The sequence below is a fragment of the Paenibacillus radicis (ex Xue et al. 2023) genome (assembly GCF_024722015.1).
In the GTDB taxonomy this organism is placed as follows: Bacteria; Bacillota; Bacilli; order Paenibacillales; family NBRC-103111; genus Paenibacillus_S.
In genome coordinates, this window is the sequence record NZ_JANQBD010000003.1 from 72,346 (window position 1) to 88,941 (window position 16,596).

The 16,596-nt window shown below is 43.0% G+C and carries 14 protein-coding genes and 2 pseudogenes; 12 read left to right on the top strand and 4 right to left on the bottom strand.

What is annotated here, in order from left to right:
• Window positions 1–27 precede the first annotated feature (27 nt).
• The 3 genes and pseudogenes from NV381_RS05120 to NV381_RS05135 form a co-directional block, all read left to right on the top strand.
• On the top strand, window positions 28–2,364 hold the full coding sequence (locus NV381_RS05120; protein WP_258212200.1) for a WD40/YVTN/BNR-like repeat-containing protein: 2,337 nt from the start codon (window positions 28–30) through the stop codon (window positions 2,362–2,364).
• Window positions 2,365–2,720: 356 nt separating this feature from the next.
• Window positions 2,721–2,858 (top strand): hypothetical protein, encoded by a 138-nt coding sequence (locus NV381_RS05125; protein WP_258212201.1) that lies wholly within the window; start codon window positions 2,721–2,723, stop codon window positions 2,856–2,858.
• A 463-nt stretch (window positions 2,859–3,321) separates the two neighbouring features.
• Window positions 3,322–3,584 (top strand): annotated as a pseudogene (locus tag NV381_RS05135) (RNA-guided endonuclease TnpB family protein); the annotation flags it as partial.
• A 400-nt stretch (window positions 3,585–3,984) separates the two neighbouring features.
• Here the strand turns inward: NV381_RS05135 and yicI are convergent.
• Entirely contained in the window at window positions 3,985–6,306 is a 2,322-nt protein-coding gene (gene yicI / locus NV381_RS05140) for an alpha-xylosidase (protein WP_258212203.1), read from the bottom strand.
• Between the two features lie 134 nt (window positions 6,307–6,440).
• Here yicI and NV381_RS05145 point away from each other — a divergent pair, with 134 nt between their 5' ends.
• From NV381_RS05145 to NV381_RS05150, 3 genes are all read left to right on the top strand, one after another.
• Entirely contained in the window at window positions 6,441–7,346 is a 906-nt protein-coding gene (locus NV381_RS05145; protein WP_258212204.1) for an AraC family transcriptional regulator, read from the top strand.
• A 319-nt stretch (window positions 7,347–7,665) separates the two neighbouring features.
• Window positions 7,666–8,001: a GNAT family N-acetyltransferase gene (locus tag NV381_RS38380; RefSeq protein WP_419182244.1), complete on the top strand. Its 336-nt coding sequence runs from the start codon at window positions 7,666–7,668 to the stop codon at window positions 7,999–8,001.
• 628 nt (window positions 8,002–8,629) lie between these two features.
• The gene (locus NV381_RS05150; protein WP_258212205.1) at window positions 8,630–9,028 is read left to right on the top strand and encodes an SMI1/KNR4 family protein; all 399 of its coding nucleotides are present in this window, start codon (window positions 8,630–8,632) and stop codon (window positions 9,026–9,028) included.
• A gap of 581 nt (window positions 9,029–9,609) precedes the next feature.
• Here NV381_RS05150 and NV381_RS05155 read toward each other — a convergent pair.
• The 3 genes and pseudogenes from NV381_RS05155 to NV381_RS05175 all read right to left on the bottom strand — a co-directional run bounded on the left by NV381_RS05155 (window position 9,610) and on the right by NV381_RS05175 (window position 11,850).
• Window positions 9,610–10,026, bottom strand: coding sequence for a transposase (locus NV381_RS05155; protein ID WP_258212206.1), 417 nt, complete (start codon window positions 10,024–10,026; stop codon window positions 9,610–9,612).
• A gap of 231 nt (window positions 10,027–10,257) precedes the next feature.
• Window positions 10,258–10,919, bottom strand: a pseudogene (locus NV381_RS38385) (DUF4158 domain-containing protein); the annotation flags it as partial.
• A 13-nt stretch (window positions 10,920–10,932) separates the two neighbouring features.
• Window positions 10,933–11,850, bottom strand: a complete 918-nt coding sequence (locus NV381_RS05175) for a tyrosine-type recombinase/integrase (protein WP_258212209.1) — start codon at window positions 11,848–11,850, stop codon at window positions 10,933–10,935.
• Between the two features lie 169 nt (window positions 11,851–12,019).
• On the opposite strand from NV381_RS05175, the gene NV381_RS05180 reads away from it, so the two are divergent.
• The 6 genes from NV381_RS05180 to NV381_RS05205 all read left to right on the top strand — a co-directional run bounded on the left by NV381_RS05180 (window position 12,020) and on the right by NV381_RS05205 (window position 16,446).
• Entirely contained in the window at window positions 12,020–12,223 is a 204-nt protein-coding gene (locus tag NV381_RS05180) for a cold-shock protein (RefSeq protein ID WP_119792120.1), read from the top strand.
• Between the two features lie 112 nt (window positions 12,224–12,335).
• Complete coding sequence (locus NV381_RS05185; protein WP_258212210.1) at window positions 12,336–12,608, top strand: HU family DNA-binding protein; 273 nt, start codon at window positions 12,336–12,338, stop codon at window positions 12,606–12,608.
• A 183-nt stretch (window positions 12,609–12,791) separates the two neighbouring features.
• Window positions 12,792–13,367, top strand: coding sequence for a hypothetical protein (locus tag NV381_RS05190; protein ID WP_258212211.1), 576 nt, complete (start codon window positions 12,792–12,794; stop codon window positions 13,365–13,367).
• 224 nt (window positions 13,368–13,591) lie between these two features.
• On the top strand, window positions 13,592–14,242 hold the full coding sequence (locus tag NV381_RS05195; protein WP_308861665.1) for a carbohydrate ABC transporter permease: 651 nt from the start codon (window positions 13,592–13,594) through the stop codon (window positions 14,240–14,242).
• A 52-nt stretch (window positions 14,243–14,294) separates the two neighbouring features.
• Window positions 14,295–16,052, top strand: a complete 1,758-nt coding sequence (locus NV381_RS05200) for a glycoside hydrolase family 3 protein (RefSeq protein ID WP_258212213.1) — start codon at window positions 14,295–14,297, stop codon at window positions 16,050–16,052.
• Between the two features lie 136 nt (window positions 16,053–16,188).
• A complete protein-coding gene (locus NV381_RS05205; RefSeq protein WP_258212214.1) occupies window positions 16,189–16,446 on the top strand; it encodes a hypothetical protein in 258 nt (85 codons plus the stop codon).
• The last annotated feature ends 150 nt before the right edge of the window (window positions 16,447–16,596 follow it).

Sequence of the window (16,596 nt, forward strand, 5' to 3'; positions counted from 1 at the left end):
GATATTGAAAATACGGGAGGGAAACCTATGTTGAAGTGGGTTAGAGCGGTATGTGCTGTAGCAATAATAATAAGCTCGGTACAACTTGCTGTCTTTGTTTCGGCTGAATCGTACGAGCAGGAGAATAGCAGCATAAAAAGCGAGGCCTACAGCTGGGGACGGGCTAAGGTGGTAGGCGGCGGTTTTATACCGGGCATTATTTTTAATAAGACGGAAAAAGATTTGATATATGCCCGCACCGACATAGGAGGGGCATACCGGTGGGAGCCGACTACCCGTTCATGGACGCAGCTGATGGATTTTGTAAGCGCCAAGGAATGGAATATGCTTGGAGTGGAAAGCTTGGCGACCGATTCCGTTGATCCCAATCGCTTGTATATCGCCGCAGGAACCTACACTAACGAATGGACTGATATGAACGGCGTTATTCTACGCTCGACGGATAAAGGAAATACGTGGAAGAGATCCGAGCTTCCGTTTAAATTCGGCGGTAACATGCCAGGGCGTTCTATGGGAGAGCGGCTTGTGATTGACCCTAACAACAACAGTGTGCTTTACTTTGGCGCAAGAAGCGGCAATGGCTTATGGAGAAGCGCTGATTTTGGCGAAACATGGAGCAGGGTCGACAGCTTTACGGCAAAAGGCAATTTCATAGATGATTATAAGGATAAGGTAGGTGTTGTTTGGGTCACCTTCGATCCTGCGACCGGCACAGCGGATGAAACGACTCAGGTCCTTTATGCAGGCGTTGCCGACACCAATCAAAGTATTTATAGGAGTGCGGATGGCGGCCAAACATGGGAGGCTGTTCCAGGCCAACCGAATCAAGGTTTTGTGCCGCATCACGGCGTATTGGCATCCACAGGTAACTTATTTATTACGTATAACGAAGGCGTAGGTCCATATAACGGCGGTAAAGGAGCTGTATGGAAGCTAAATACGGCAACTGGCGCTTGGACTGATATCAGTCCTACAGGCAACACGGACAACCCCTATGGAGGTATAACTGTAGATGCACAGCATCCAGACACAGTCATGGCAGCGACGATGAATAAATGGTGGCCGGACGATTTCATCTATCGCAGCTTGGACGGTGGCGCTACATGGAAATCCTTCTGGGCTATGGATGAAGGAGGAAAAAGCGGTAGACACAATCAATTTTCAATCGATTATTCGATCTCGCCTTGGCTGGATTGGGGGGTTAAAAAACAGCTGCCGGAAACTTCGCCGAAATTAGGATGGATGATTGGTTCTCTAGAAATCGATCCATTCAATTCAGATCGGCTGCTTTACGGAACCGGTGCCACCTTGTATGGGTCCGAAAACTTGACGGAGCTTGACCAAGACCATCATATAGATATTTCCGTATATGCCAACGGCATCGAGGAAACGGCAGTGCTTGGACTTGTCAGTCCTCCTTCAGGAGCGCAGCTTTTAAGCGCGATGGGGGATATTGGAGGATTCCGACATGGAGACCTAACTTCAGCTCCAGAGATGATAACGAATCCCTATTTGGGCACCAGCACAGATATCGACTATGCCGAATTGAACCCTGATATCGTGGTACGAGTTGGCAATCATGATGGCGAAGGGAAAGGGCCAAGAATGGGGGTTTCGACCGACAACGGGAAAACATGGAAATCAGCGACCAACTCATGGACAGCGTTGTCTGGCGACCGCACTAACGGAGGTTTAATTGCAGTCGGTGCTGACAGCACCCGCATCGTGTGGAGTCCGGAAGGTGCTGAAGGGATCAACAGACCGGTTAGCTTTTCTACAGATTTAGGCGCTACATGGACAGCATCCCAGGGAATACCGTCGGGTGCTAGAATATCCTCGGATCGGGTAAATCCAGTTAAGTTTTACGGGATGCATAATGGAGAATTTTACGTCAGCGTGGACGGCGGAGCTTATTTTTCAAAATCGTCTGCAGTGGGGCTGTCATCTCATTTAACGAGTAATTTTAAAGCGATGCCGGGAGTCGAGGGCGATATTTGGATTGCTGCAGCAGGCGATAATAGTCTCTCGGACAGCACGTATGGCCTTTTTCATTCCAATGATTCAGGCAGCAGCTTTACAAAGCTTGAACATGTGCAGGAGGCAGCCGCAGTTGGGTTTGGTAAGGCAGCACCAGGGCAGGACATAATGGCACTTTATGTATATGGGAAAATAGACGATGAATATGGCGCGTTCAGATCAGATGATCAAGGAATAACCTGGGTAAAGATTAGTGATGATGAACACCAGTTTGGTGCTGTAAATCGAACTATTACAGGTGACCCGCGAGTATACGGACGTGTATATCTCGGAACGAATGGCCTTGGTATCGTCATAGGTGATATAAAGGATACATGGCAAAAATAAGGTTGGATCGACGGTCTGTTCTTGTCTAATAGATAAAATGACAGACAATAGCTTAGCTATCTCTGTTAATGACTTAAACAAATGATAAAGATATTGAATTCACTGAAAGGATAACTAACCTACAATAAAAGTCAGAGAAGAAATTTACATAGAATTGAAGCTGAGGAGACCTAGTAGTGAATAATAATTATTCAACGGTGGTAAACCGAACGAATTTAAGAAGTAATCTAATGAGCTGACCGGTTCTTTATCTAGGGTGCTGGGGCTTCATGTAAGTCATCGGGAAATTAACGGAGTATGCAGGTGAAATTCCCACACTGTTCGAGCAATCCCGGCAAGCAGCGCGGTATCGGGATATGCAAGAGAGTCGGCAAATTATTGATATGGAAGAAGCAGCACAAAGCACCCGCCATCCAGCTCAGTATCCTTTTGCTGCGGAAAAGGAGCTGCTGCAGATGATGAGACTTGGGCTGGAGCGGGAGTTATACGTGTAGCTCGACCGTTTCGTCGCTGAGTTGGAGGGCAGCGCGGATTGGGAGATGACGGTTCGCCAATCGCTGTTCCAACTCCTATACGGCATTAGCATATGCTGATTGAATCAAGCTTCCACCAGCATCCATTACTTACAAATGGAAATTTACTGGAAGACATGCTGAGCATGCAGGAGACGTCAATTTTAAAAAAATGGGTAAAGCAGCACGTGATGGCTCCTTACCTGGAGCAGATCCAGACAATCCAGAACAAATATTCGTGAAAACTAGTTGAGCAGGTCATCAGGTTGGTGAATGAAAGATATCGTGAGGATCTGTCGCTGGATGAATGCGCGCAGGCTGCAGCAACGAATCCTTATACGCTGAGCAGAGGATTCAAGCAGGTCACGGGCTTCAATTTTGTGGATTATTTGACCCATGTTACAAAAGGACTTGTTAAGAAAGGGAGCAATATCCGATATAAAGCAAGCTGAAGGTTGCCAAACTTCATGAAAAAATAGCGAATCAACGAAAAGACTTCTTGCACAAAACGTCAACCAAAATGATAAGCGATAACTAAGTGATCGTTATGGAAGACTTGCGTGTAAAGAACATGATGCAGAGTCACAAATTAGCTAAAGCCATATCCGAAGTATCTTGGAGCATGTTTGTTCGATGCTCGAATATAAGGCTAACTGGCATGGCAGAAAAATGATAATTGCACCTAAAAACTTTGCAGGTAGCCAATTAGTGAAAGACCTTGCTGTATGTGAATGAACTTGTCTTGAATGTCACACACAACTAGCCTATAAGCTTGGGTAAACTTGGAGGCAGTAAACTCCCAAGAAGCATCCACCTCTTAGGTGGTTTGTAGTTCACTACAGAGATAGGAATGCTGCTGCAAACCATCTGAAATTAGCAATGTAAATGGCACGTATTACTCTTAATTATAAAGAAAAAGTACAGTCTCCTCAAAAAATAAATTGAGAAAATCTGTACCTTACTTTCATTTAGAGGTCTTTTCAGTAGCCTCGTTTTTAGGGAATGTATTTGTTAAAATTGATATTCATTAGCCTAGAGGAACCGCCGTTGCGATTCAATCTCAACTCTGATTTCTAAGGACATTGGCTAGCCGCTTCTATAATCTCGATTACAACCTTATTACAATGTGCGATGTACCAGATTCTGGAGTAAGCACGATGCCATATGCAGAATTTGAGTAGGATGAACCTTCTATGGCAGAGATTAAATGTATACTTCTTAATACAATCGTGTAGGGTTTAGTTCCACTTTGAATAGAGAATTCAATAAGATCTACCTTCCGTACTGCTGTTACGGTTAATTGAAGATTTGCTTGCATGTCAAAAATATTCGTTTCAGCAATGGCTCCGTCCTGCAATTCAAACAAATGAAAAGACACTCCGTCCTCATAATCGTAATCTGGCTTCTGATCATTTGCACCTACGGCAAGCAACGTATTAGGTTTAACTAGCAAGGGCAGCGTCATGTAGTCATGCGTTTCTTCCTGCCATTTACCACCTTCAATAACTTGTCCGCTGAAGTAATCAGTCCAACGTCCTTCGGGAACATAATACATCACATGTCCTTGATCATTAAAGATTGGGGCTACCAGCAGGTTGTCTCCCAACATGTATTGCGTATCCAGGTGATGAGTGGATGGATCTGCCGGAAAATCCAGTACCATTGCACGCATCATCGGTATACCCATTTCTGTGGATTGGATAGCACTTGCAAACAGATAAGGCATTAAAGTACTTTTTAGCTTTGTAAAATGTCTGAGAACATCTACTGCTTCTTCGTCAAATAGCCATGGAACACGGTAAGATTCATTACCATGCAGACGACTGTGAGAGGACAGCAAGCCAAAAGCTACCCAGCGCTTATAAATATCAGGCGGTGCCGTTTTTTCAAATCCGCTGATGTCATGGCTCCAGAATCCGAAACCGGATAACCCGAGCGAGAGGCCGCCACGGAGTGACTCCGCCATGGAGTCGTAATTGGCAGAGCAATCTCCACCCCAGTGTACCGGGAATTGCTGCCCTCCTGCAGTAGCGGAGCGGGCAAATAACATAGCCTCATTCTTGCCGAGCTTTTCTTCCAGCACTTCAAATACGGCCTTATTGTATAGGAATGTATAGTAGTTATGCATTTTAAATGGATCTGAACCATCGTGGTATTTGACATTGGTCGGGATGCGCTCTCCGAAATCTGTTTTGAAGCAATCCACTCCCATATCGATTAGCCGTCTTAAATGGCTCTTGTACCATTCCGTAGCTTCTGGATTGGTGAAATCGACAAGTCCCATGCCTGCCTGCCACAAATCCCACTGCCAAATGTGATCATCCAAAGTTTTGATTAAAAATCCTTTGTCCATTCCTTCTTGAAAGAGCAGTGATTTCTGACCAATATACGAGTTGATCCAAACACAAATCTTGAGTCCCTTGTCCTTCAATCGTTTGAGCATACCCACCGGATCAGGGAACATATCGGCGTCCCACTCAAAGTTGGTCCATTGGTATTCCTTCATCCAAAAACAATCAAAGTGGAATACATGCAGCGGAAGCTCTCGCTCGATCATTCCGTCAATGAAGCTGTTCACGGTAGCTTCGTCATAATCCGTTGTGAAGGAGGTCGTTAACCACAGACCAAAGGACCAGGCTGGTGGAAGAGCGGGTTTGCCGGAAAGTTTCGTGTAATTATTCAGAACATCTTTTAGCGTTTTGCCACCTACAATGAAATAGTCAATACTTTCGCCGGGCACGCTGAACTGGACTTTGGACACGACTTCAGAACCGACCTCGAAAGATACATGCTCAGGATGATTGACGAACACGCCATATCCTTTACTTGATAAGTAGAAGGGCACATTTTTGTAAGACTGCTCACTGCTGGTACCGCCATCTTCGTTCCAAATATCCACTGATTGGCCGTTTTTCACTAAATTCGTAAATCTTTCTCCAAGTCCATAAATATGCTCACCAATTCCAAGATCGAGCTGCTCGCGAAAGTAAATCTCTTTATTAGCCGTAGTTATATGCCCCGCACCTTTATTGTTTGTACCGGTTAGACGGTGCTCTTCAAAGAAGAATTCGGCCCCCCAAGTGTTGTGTTTGTTTATTTTTACGCTTAAACCGCCAGATTTCATCGTTACATGGTTTTTGCTGCCATTGAAAGAAACAGGCGTCTGTGGATTTTCGAATATTTCAAAAGCTGGCCCTTTTGAGCTTTTGCCTGCATGATGAGTCCAACGAACACGGATGACATCGGGAATAGGTGAGCTAAATTCACAAGTCAACATCGCCCCATTTAAGGTATCACCTTTTCGCTCAATTTTCCGGGCGGCAGCATACACAGTCAGACTGCTATCATTTTGTTGTACATCGCGGACATCGACAGGATTAAGGATCGTATATCCTTCCTTTACCATCCAATAGCCGTTAGAAAATTTCATTGCCATCATCCCTTCGAAGTATAATAATATAATTATATTGATTCGTCCTCCAATTTCCTTTCGTTATATTGTGAAGAATTATTAGGATATTGACATTTGTTTTATTATTATGCAAAGGGAGGTCCTACCACGATATGCAACAAGCAAATTTAAAAGAGGACCGTATACACGGTGATCCGCTTTATCCGATCCGAGTTTATGAAATCTCCTGCCAGCCAGGCGAACAACTGCTTGAACTTCATTGGCATGATGAACTGGAGTTTCTAATGCTTACAAAGGGACATGCGGTATTTCGTGTTTCTATGGATGAATATGAATTGGAAGCTGGGGAAGCCATTTTCGTGAATTCAGGTCAACTTCATTCGGGTTATATTTCCGCAAACGAAGAATGTTTCTTCACCGCCGTGGTGTTTCATTTGGATATTCTGGGGGGCGATCGGTTTGACCTTGTTCGTGAGAAATATATTAACCCGCTAATCCAGCAAAAATATGTCATACCTGCCCATATTAGCAAACGTACTGCAAGCGAGAGGGAGTTATTGGGACTGTTGATGCAAGTGTTCGATTTGAATTTAAATGAAAGGTCATTATATGAGCTTTCCACAAAAGCAGTGTTGCAAATGATTATTTCGAATCTAATTATGCTGGGAGGGCCTACTTTTCGTGAATTCCCGCTTTCCGTCAACCATAAGGATATTGATAGATTAAAGCTGATTATTGAATATATGCAAGTGAACTATAGCAATCCGATTCGTTTACAGGATCTAGCCAAGATTGTTTCTTTCAGCGAGTCTTATTTCTGCCGGTATTTTAAGGGTTTTACAGGAAAAAGCCCACTGGAATATTTAAACCAGTTGCGAGCGCAAAGAGCAGCTTTACTGCTGAAGGATACAAATAAGAAGATTACTGAGATTTCGTTAGATGTCGGATTTAATACCTTAAGTTATTTTATAGGAGTGTTTAAGACTCATTTTGGCTATACACCTTCAGAATATAGAAAAAGATTAAAGTCTAGCCCACCCACGTTATTCATATCTTGACTTTGATCTCAAAAAAACAAAGTTAAAGCTGGTGCAACCAGTCAAAAAGGGTTAATCTCCCATAAGTGCTACCCATATTGGGTGCGACAGTCTGTGATGCACCGTGATGGTTGGAGTCAGACTAACGGTTGGGCTCTAATGGCACCATAGTTTATAGACCTTCTTCTCCCAGCCCTCGTAGAAGTATTAACAGATTTTACCCATTTTCACCCTCTGTGGTGCAGCGTTGATTGCGCTGCATGTACGGCAAACGGGTACGTCAATTACAAATCCAACCTAGTTGAGGCTGCAATTATTTTAAGTCTTTAATTCTAAGTGAATGATTAAAAGTATAAGAGAGAGGATTAGCGCATATTTAAAACGCAATCCAGAGTTCAGTACTGTCGCTAAGAAGGGTAATGATATTATAGGAACGGTATTATGTGGTCATGATGGGCGAAGCGGCTCACTATATCATGTTGCTGTTTCGGAAGAGTATCGACATAAAGGAATAGCAAACGAAATGGTTCAGCGAAGTCTTTCTTTACTCAAACAAGAGGGTTTTGGTCACGCTATGTTGTTCGCATACTTTGAAAATACAACTGCAATTCAGTATTGGAAAAAGAATGGGTGGGAAGCTTTGCCTGACGTCCTATATCATTACAAGCACTTATAAAGAGGTTTTATTGGCCATTGAGCTATCGGAGTACGTTAGTGGAATTACCAACTAAGACGCGGCTGCCAGCACAATTCGGCAGCCACGTTATGTTAAACATTCCTATTAAGGCTAAGAAATCGTCTTTGTCAAAAAAGGAGCGCCTCGGTATGATGGGTTTGTCCAACTTAGCAAATTGGCTTACAAACAAAGGATATAACATCGTCCAAGTGAATCCTGCCACGACCAAAAGAAACAAAGAGAACCGAGATAATTCCCCTTCCAAGAGTTGACCAGTTTCTTGTCATTTATCGGATCAATTTCTTGTCATCCGACATCATCATTAGACAACCGACATGCTGGAGGAAAGTAACAAAAAGTATGTTCAAGTGTTCAGCTCCCTCAGAGCAGACTGCCCCGGCAGTCTGCTTTGTTCGTTGAAGTAACTGGGAACTATAGTTTAATCACGACATGAAGGCAGACGGCACACGATCGGCTGCCTTTGTCAGTGAAAGTAATGGGCAGGATAATGGAAAAAATAGGAAGGAGATCGGTACGTTTTTGAGGAATATATAGTTACATATGACCGGCTAGTAAAACCCCCCTAACCTATTTTCAATATATAACTCTTTAACAAAGGAGATAAAAAGTGTACGAAGATTTTTTGGAAAACTTTCAAACTAACACACCAATCTCAAAAAGGGATATTGAAGACGTAGAAACAATGCTTCGGATTAAATTTCCAGTTGATTATGTTGAATTTATGTTACAGACAAATGGTGGAGAAGGTACGATTGGTGAAAGTGGTTATTTAAGGTTGTGGAAGATAGGTGAGATAGTTCAAGGTAACGTGGAATATTCGGTTCATGAATTAGCACCCGGTTTAATTATAATAGGTTCAGATGGCGGTGGAGCTGCATACGGATATAATTTTCAAAATGAAAGTTCAACGTTAGTAGAGGTTGATTTTATAGGTATGGATATTGATTCCCCATTTTATAGTACTAAAAAATTTATTGAATTTATTGAGTATCTTTTTAACAACTGACACTGATTATATCTAAATATTAAAGGGAATGAGAAGATGAAAAGTATCATAGAGATTTCTATAAGAACCATAATTCTTATTTTGTTGTCAGACAGGTGTGCTTTGGAAAGAAAGATTATTGGCGGAAGGATATACAGTACACTCGAAAGAGAAAACCAAAGGAAATTAATTTTAAGTTGGATTACTTCAAATGGATACCTTGAATCACTTACTTTCTTTGAAAAGACTATTTTTGAGACACCTATTCATTTGAACCCTGTCCAAAGTGTTCAGGTGCATTGATTCTAGCCGATATTTCTAGAGCTGTCTGGGCATTAAGTGACGATTACTTGGGGGCTATGAGAATCATGAAGCAAGGCAATCACTTCAGGCATAAATTTGATAAAGACTTAGCTATCCGTTCTCAGGAGCTTCACCGAAAATGGGATGAACGTTGCGGAATAAAATACAAAGTTAATTAAAGATCTGGCAGTCTCAGAAAAATAACAGCACGAAGAAGACGCTGCTTATTCATTTTTTTAAAAGTGTAGCGCCAAGGATATAAGTGGGGCGTGGATCAGGAGACTTCCGAAATCGTAACGTTATAACCTAAAGTTAGTTTCAAGCCTTCGAACTGAATTCCATACAATTGCTCCAAGTTTCTGCTTATCAAAATAATCTTCACCTAGATCAACATACATCTCTTTTCTTGTTAGCAGATAATAAGCGATTCTTAGCATGGCATGGGCCACTACAATAGCAGCTCTTTTTCTGCCTTTTCGTGCTAATGTTCGTCTGTACATAGCGCCGAGATAGTTTTTAGAAGCACCTACGGAATGTGCCGCTTCAGTTAATGCAGATTTTAAATATTTGTTTCCTTTTTTTCCTTTTGAAGACTTTCTTTTACCTGCGCTCTCATTATGTCCGGGTACTAAAGCTGCCCAAGAACACAAGTGGGCTGCACTTGGAAATTGGTTTTTAATATTTGTTCCTATTTCAGCTAGTATTTGTTCAGCCATTCGAGTAGCAATTCCAGGTATAGAATCTAGTCGCTCTACATCTTCCTGGTATGAATCGACTCTCTGTGCAACCTCTTGATCTAACATTTCAACATGTTCGGTGAGGAAGTCAATGTGAGTTAAAATGGTTTTGAGCATCATGCGTTGATGAGTATTAACATAACCTCAAAGAGCGAGTTCGAGTTCTTCTTTTTTCTTTTTCATAGTTCGCCGAGCGAAGTTTGCTAACTTCTCCGGGTCATCTTCACCGTCTTCCCTTAGCCATGCCAAGTAGGTTTTGCTTCTTTCCGGGATGGTGGTCAAGACGCGATCCAGCTTAGCAATCTGTAATTCTTTCAGTGAACTGCTGATCAGCTTGAATATTTTTTCTTCTGTTCGTTTGCGAGTTTCCCAAACGGCTCTTTCAATTGTAGCCATTGAAGGAAGAATGATTTTACGCTTACGTAAATTTTCGAGTGCGAGTTATATTAGGTGTAAGGGATTGCCGTTTGCCATTGCATGGCTAAAAAGACTCTTGCACAAAGAACGATATTCGCTCAAGGTGAATGTCTGGTAGCCATATTCCTGCCGGATCTCATCCAGATGCTCGTATTTCGTGGCTTCTCTGTCGCCGTAAGATGCAAAAGACTCCATATCGGCATTGATTTGTTTTGCAATATAACGAAGGACTTGAACCGGCACATCTTTTACGTCAGAAAGCGTCCAGCCGAGATAGCGAAGTACGCACAGCTGTACGGCAAAGCCGATTCGATTATAATCTCTTCGCCGCTTTCAAGATCATCCTGGGTAAATGTGAAATAGGTTCCCAATTCCCATTCGCCGAGATCAGGCGGTATTTGCAAATATTGCATCCGTTCCTCCGAAGTTAGCAGTTCCCTTACTCTCACGTACATCGTTCTCATCCCCTTATTGCCAAGCTGCTTTTTCTACTTCAGATTGCAAATCTTCACGAGTCGCCTTGACGTAAATCATCGTTGTATCTAGACTATCGTGTCCCATAATTTGTGCCAATCGGTGCAACGGCGTATTTTCTGCCATCACGTACCCGAACCGGTGCCGTAGATCGTGGGCGCTGAATCCTTCGAGCCGCGCTGCTTTCCTATATTTTTGAATCAAATGGCGTAAAGCACGTTCTGTTAATCGATCGCCAGTTTTCTCCGATGGAAACAGATAAGGACTGTCCGGAGGGAGTTCTGCCAGATATTTTTCTAAAGCAGCTCTGCACGTAACATTCAAAGGCACTTCCCGCTGTTTATTCCGTTTTCCGGATCGGACCGTGAGCTGGCTGCTGCGTTTTCCGATTTGAATATCTCCGGGAGCTAGGTCGCACACTTCCATTGTTCGTAATCCGGTGTGAAACATCACGATAAGAAGCGTCTGATCCCGAAGGGAACCACCGTGCTCAGCCGCAGCGATCAATGCAGCTTCTTCTTTGTCTGTCATCTGCCTGGGGCTTACCTTTTCTTCAGGAACTAATTTAACCGGCTTGGAAGGGTCGCGACGAATCCTGGATTCCGACACGGCCCAACCGAAAAAACGTTTCAGGGTTATAAGTCGTCGATTAATGGTCGCCGGTTTCAATTCCATTACTTTTTGAGCGGCTTCCCGGTAGCGTGTTAATGTTGGAGTAGCCACTTCTTCAATTCGAAATATCACTTCTTCCTCTTGGTGGTCGGATGTCTCGAACCAACCGATGAAGTGTTTCAGGTCGCTTGCGTATTCCTTTAGCGTTTTGGGATTCAAATCTTCGTGGGTGGTGAGAGCGTGAATGAAGTCGTGAATCGTCTGCTCCCCCTGTTTAGAAATTCCGGTCGTTTCACTCATTAGCGAGACCTCCAAATATTGACTTACATTAGCGGACATGATATTCTTATCTTAACCAAAACAATAGCGGACATCAAGTATGCGTTCTGATAACATATAATGACCGCTAATCTAAATTAGCGGTCATTGAAATGGTCATGGTTAATAAATTAATTTTCGAAGGAATTCTATGCAAACAGGCACAGTTAAATGGTTTAATGCTGAAAAAGGCTTCGGCTTTATCGAAATCGAAGACGGAAACGACGTATTCGTTCATTTCAGCGCGATTGATGGTGATGGTTACAAATCGTTGGATGAAGGTCAACGCGTCCAGTTCAATGTTGCCCAAGGCAACCGCGGACCGCAGGCTGAGAACGTTTCTAAAGTATATTAAAATATTTCAAGCTGTCCTAAACGTGGGACAGCTTTTTGTTTATTCTTGCTTGCATCCATGGACGAGGGCTGTCATTTTCATAATTTATAATCATAGAAGTGAGGTATCGCAAATGAACAAAGAACAATTAGTAGAAGAAGTAGCTAAATCTAGTGGATTTTCAAAAAAGAACGCTGAAAAAGCTGTAACACAAGTGCTGGACTCAATTTTTGAAGCTTTAAAGCAAGGCAAAGAAGTTCAACTAGTCGGCTTCGGGAAATTTGATGTCCGTAATCGTGAAGCACGCATGGGAAAAAGCCGCAAAACCGGTGAAGAGGTACAACTTCCGGCAGGTAAAGTTCCTGTATTCACGGCAGGAATTACTCTGAAAGAAGCTTTAAATTAAGCTTAAAGCCACCAATGCTAATATAAAATAAAGATGTTACTACATCAGAAAAGCGGTTTTCTATTAACAAAAGTACAAATGGTTCGAACGGTAGTGTTGTATTTTCTACTATTGACGACATTATTAATTTTTATTCCAAACAGGGTTTGCAGAAAAAAGAAGCCAATCTGAGCAGTTTAAAGAATGAAACAAGTAAGGAAAGGGATGATATATCATAATTGGAGAAATGATTCTTTACAACCGACCTGTAAGGACAATCAAGAAGAGTTCGTGGTTGATAATGATTTACTGCGTTTTTTCTTCATTTATCTTCACTGTTTGGGGGGGATGCCTTTTGTTTGGTTGCCTCCTTTACATGGCCTTTTCGAATCGAAAGGTCAGAAACCTTTTGGTAAGTTCCGGAAATTCATTGCTGCGAATGGTTTACAAGAAAAGGGATTTACTATGAAAACACTTCAAGAATACACTCGCTGGAAGAAGGTCATGGCTCCTCACGTTAAAACGGATTTGAGGAAGAGCGTCTGGCAGTTGGTCAATAGCATCGTTCCTTTCATCTTGCTGTGGGGTCTTGCTTTTGAAACTCTGTCTATCTCAATATGGATTACACTGTCGCTTGCAATTCCAGCAGCCGGATTCATGATCCGAATCTTCATTATATTCCATGATTGCTGCCATCAGTCGTTCTTCGCTGGGAGGAAGGCGAATAAGATCATAGGAACTATAACGGGAATCCTCACTTTCTTCCCTTATGAGCAATAGAAAAATGAGCACTCCATTCATCATGCGACTAGCGGCAATTTAGCCGTAGAGGTACAGGCGACATTTGGACGCTGACTACGAAGGACTACGCGGCACTCTCCCCATGGAAGCGTCTAGGATACCGCTTATACCGCAACCCATTTGTCATGTTCGGGCTCGGACCGGTATTTATTTTCTTATTTGTATACCGGTTGAACCGGAAGAGTGCCAGACGCAAAGAGCGCATGAACACGTACCTACTGCCTTTTTCCCTTTATTATTGGAACAGCCTGAAAGTGACCGTAATGACAACGGCGTTTTCGTTACTCATATCGTGCATGGCAGCCTATGGTTTTTCGAAGGTGAACTTCAAGGGACGCGATATGCTGTTTGTGCTGGTGCTGGTGACGTTTATGATTCCTCACCAAGCCATCATGGTGCCGCAATTTATCATGATGCGGGGTTTAGGTTTATTTGACAGTCACCTTAGCCTGATGCTGTTAGGCGGTTCCGGGGTTCTGGGAACGTTCCTGCTGCGGCAGTTTTTTATGAGCATACATAATGAAATAATTGAGTCGGCCCGAATGGACGGTGCGAATCACTGGATCGTCTTCTCCAAGATCACCGTCCCGCTGGTCAAGCCGGCCTTGGCGACCTACATGATCCTGCGTTTTATATCGACGTGGAATGATTACCAGAATCCGCTGATTTTTATCCGGTCGGATGCCTTGTATACGCTTCAGATCGGGATGCGTAAGTTTGCAGATGTCAATGGAGATTTTTATTCACTGATTATGGCGGGTGCCGTTTCAGCCATTTTACCACTGTTGATCATATTTATTATTGGACAAAAACATGTGATAGAAGGGGTAGCCATGGGCAGTGTAAAGGGGTAAACTGGAAATGAACACCTCGAAATGCCAATCCCAATAAAGGAGCCTGATAAATATGGTGAATTTAAAAGCAAAGCCCTTTTATTTAAGCGATGAGGATATCCAATGGGTAGAAACGACAATTGAATCGATGACTATTGAGGAAAAGATCGGGCAGCTGTTTATTAATTTGGGGTACCGTCATGACCCGGAATATTTACAAGAAATACTGGACAAATATCATATTGGCGGGGTGCGGTATAATCCCAATAATGCGGATACGATCTATGAGCAAAATAAATATTTGCAGCACAATAGCAAGATTCCTTTACTCATTGCAGCCAATACGGAGTCAGGAGGCAACGGTGCTTGTACAGATGGGACTTTAATTGGCACTCATGTACAAATCGGGGCTACACAGGACCCTAAATATGCCTATCAATTGGGCTATGTGAGTGGTGTCGAAGGGGCTGCGATTGGGTGCAACTGGTCTTTTGCTCCGATCGTTGATATTAATTACAATTGGCGGAATCCGGTAACGATGACACGTTGCTTTAGCGATAAGCCGGATGTTGTTTTGGACATGTCCAAGGCCTATTTTAACGGGATCACGCAAAGCGGCTTCGCTGCAGCTATGAAGCATTTCCCAGGTGATGGTGTGGACGAGCGTGATCATCATTTATTAGCGAGTGTCAATACAAAGTCATGCGAGGAATGGGATCAAACCTATAGTAAGGTATATCAAGGGATGATTGAAGCAGGAATTCAAAGCGTCATGATCGGACATATTAAATTACCTGCATACTCCCGCCGATTAAATCCGAATCTGACAGATGCGGAGATCATGCCTGCAACCTTGTCCCCGGAAATCGTTACCGGCTTGCTGCGCGAACAGCTTGGATTTAATGGATTGGTGCTAACCGATGCTTCCGCGATGTTAGGACTGACCTCGGCTATGAAACGCTCAGATCAATTGCCTCACGCTATAGCGGCAGGCTGCGACATGTTCTTGTTCTTTAATGATCCTGAAGAGGATTTTCAGTTTATGATGGACGGTTACAAGAATGGAATTATTACCGAACAACGTCTATTGGAAGCGCTTACACGCATTTTGGGACTAAAAGCTTCCTTGGGCTTGCCTGGCAAAAAGCAAGCAGGTACTCTGATTCCACCAAAATCAGCTCTAAGTGTAGTTGGCTGTGAAGAGCATAAGGCTATGGCGAGAGAAGTGGCTGATCAATCGATCACACTTGTTAAACAAACCCGTGCGGATTTACCCCTTAAACCGGACACGCATCGTCGAATCATGGTATATGTTCTTGGCGATGAACTCGTTTTTGGGCAAAAGCAGACAGGCATTAAAGATATGATTGTTGAAGAGCTTCAAAAGGTCGGCTTTGACGTCACTTTGTACGTATCGCCCTCCGAGCAGCTGGCTAAATCGCAGCTGGAAAAAGCGGATGACAAGAAAGCACCGGTCGCTGTCCAACGATTAAAACGCGAGAAGATATCGGCCTTTATGGATGCGTACGATGCGGTAATCCTGTTTGCCAATGTTCAGGATTTTGCAACACAAAACTATGCCCGTATCAAGTGGTCTTCACCGATGAGCAGTGAAATTCCATGGTATGTCACCTCCATGCCAACTGTATTCGTTTCCTTGCATAATCCGTTTCATTTGTATGATGTGCCGATGGTTAAGACCTACATCAACGCGTATGCGCCAACCAGAACCATTATCCAGGAAACGATATCCAAGATTATCGGAGAATCGTCTTTTAAAGGAAACAGCGAAGTCGATGCGTTCTGCGGCGTATGGGATACTCGTATTTAAGAACAACGTGCAGCGATGGATTCACCGCCAGGTTTCTTTCATCAAATAAATTAATCATCGAATGTACTGAATGGCATCTTGCAACCCAGCAAGATGTCTTCTGTTGTTCGTTCTTTAGTCTCGACAAGAGGAGTTTATGATGAACTTATTTTTTCGAAAATTATCGTTCCGAAAGCTGCATATAAAGCTAGCTCGTAAGAAATCAAATAAACCACTTCTGGACGATTTAGAAGAATTTAAACACATTAAACCAGACCGTGACATAGATCGTGTTAGACAGCGTTATATGCAGTTATCAAAGCCTGAGCTAGTTGAATTGATTATCCGAATGGAACAGTACATTTCTCACCAAAATCAGTACTGGTTAAAAAATGAGTTTGAAAAGTTCCAATAAATGAAGAACGGTACAAGAGGAGAAGTGAGGTAGCCGCGCTCAACAACGGAAGTATTGTGGGATTAATAAAAAGAGCCACTTGTATAATTCCATATAATGGTATAAGCTGTACCTAGTAATAGTACTTGATACTAAGATATAAGGAGTTGA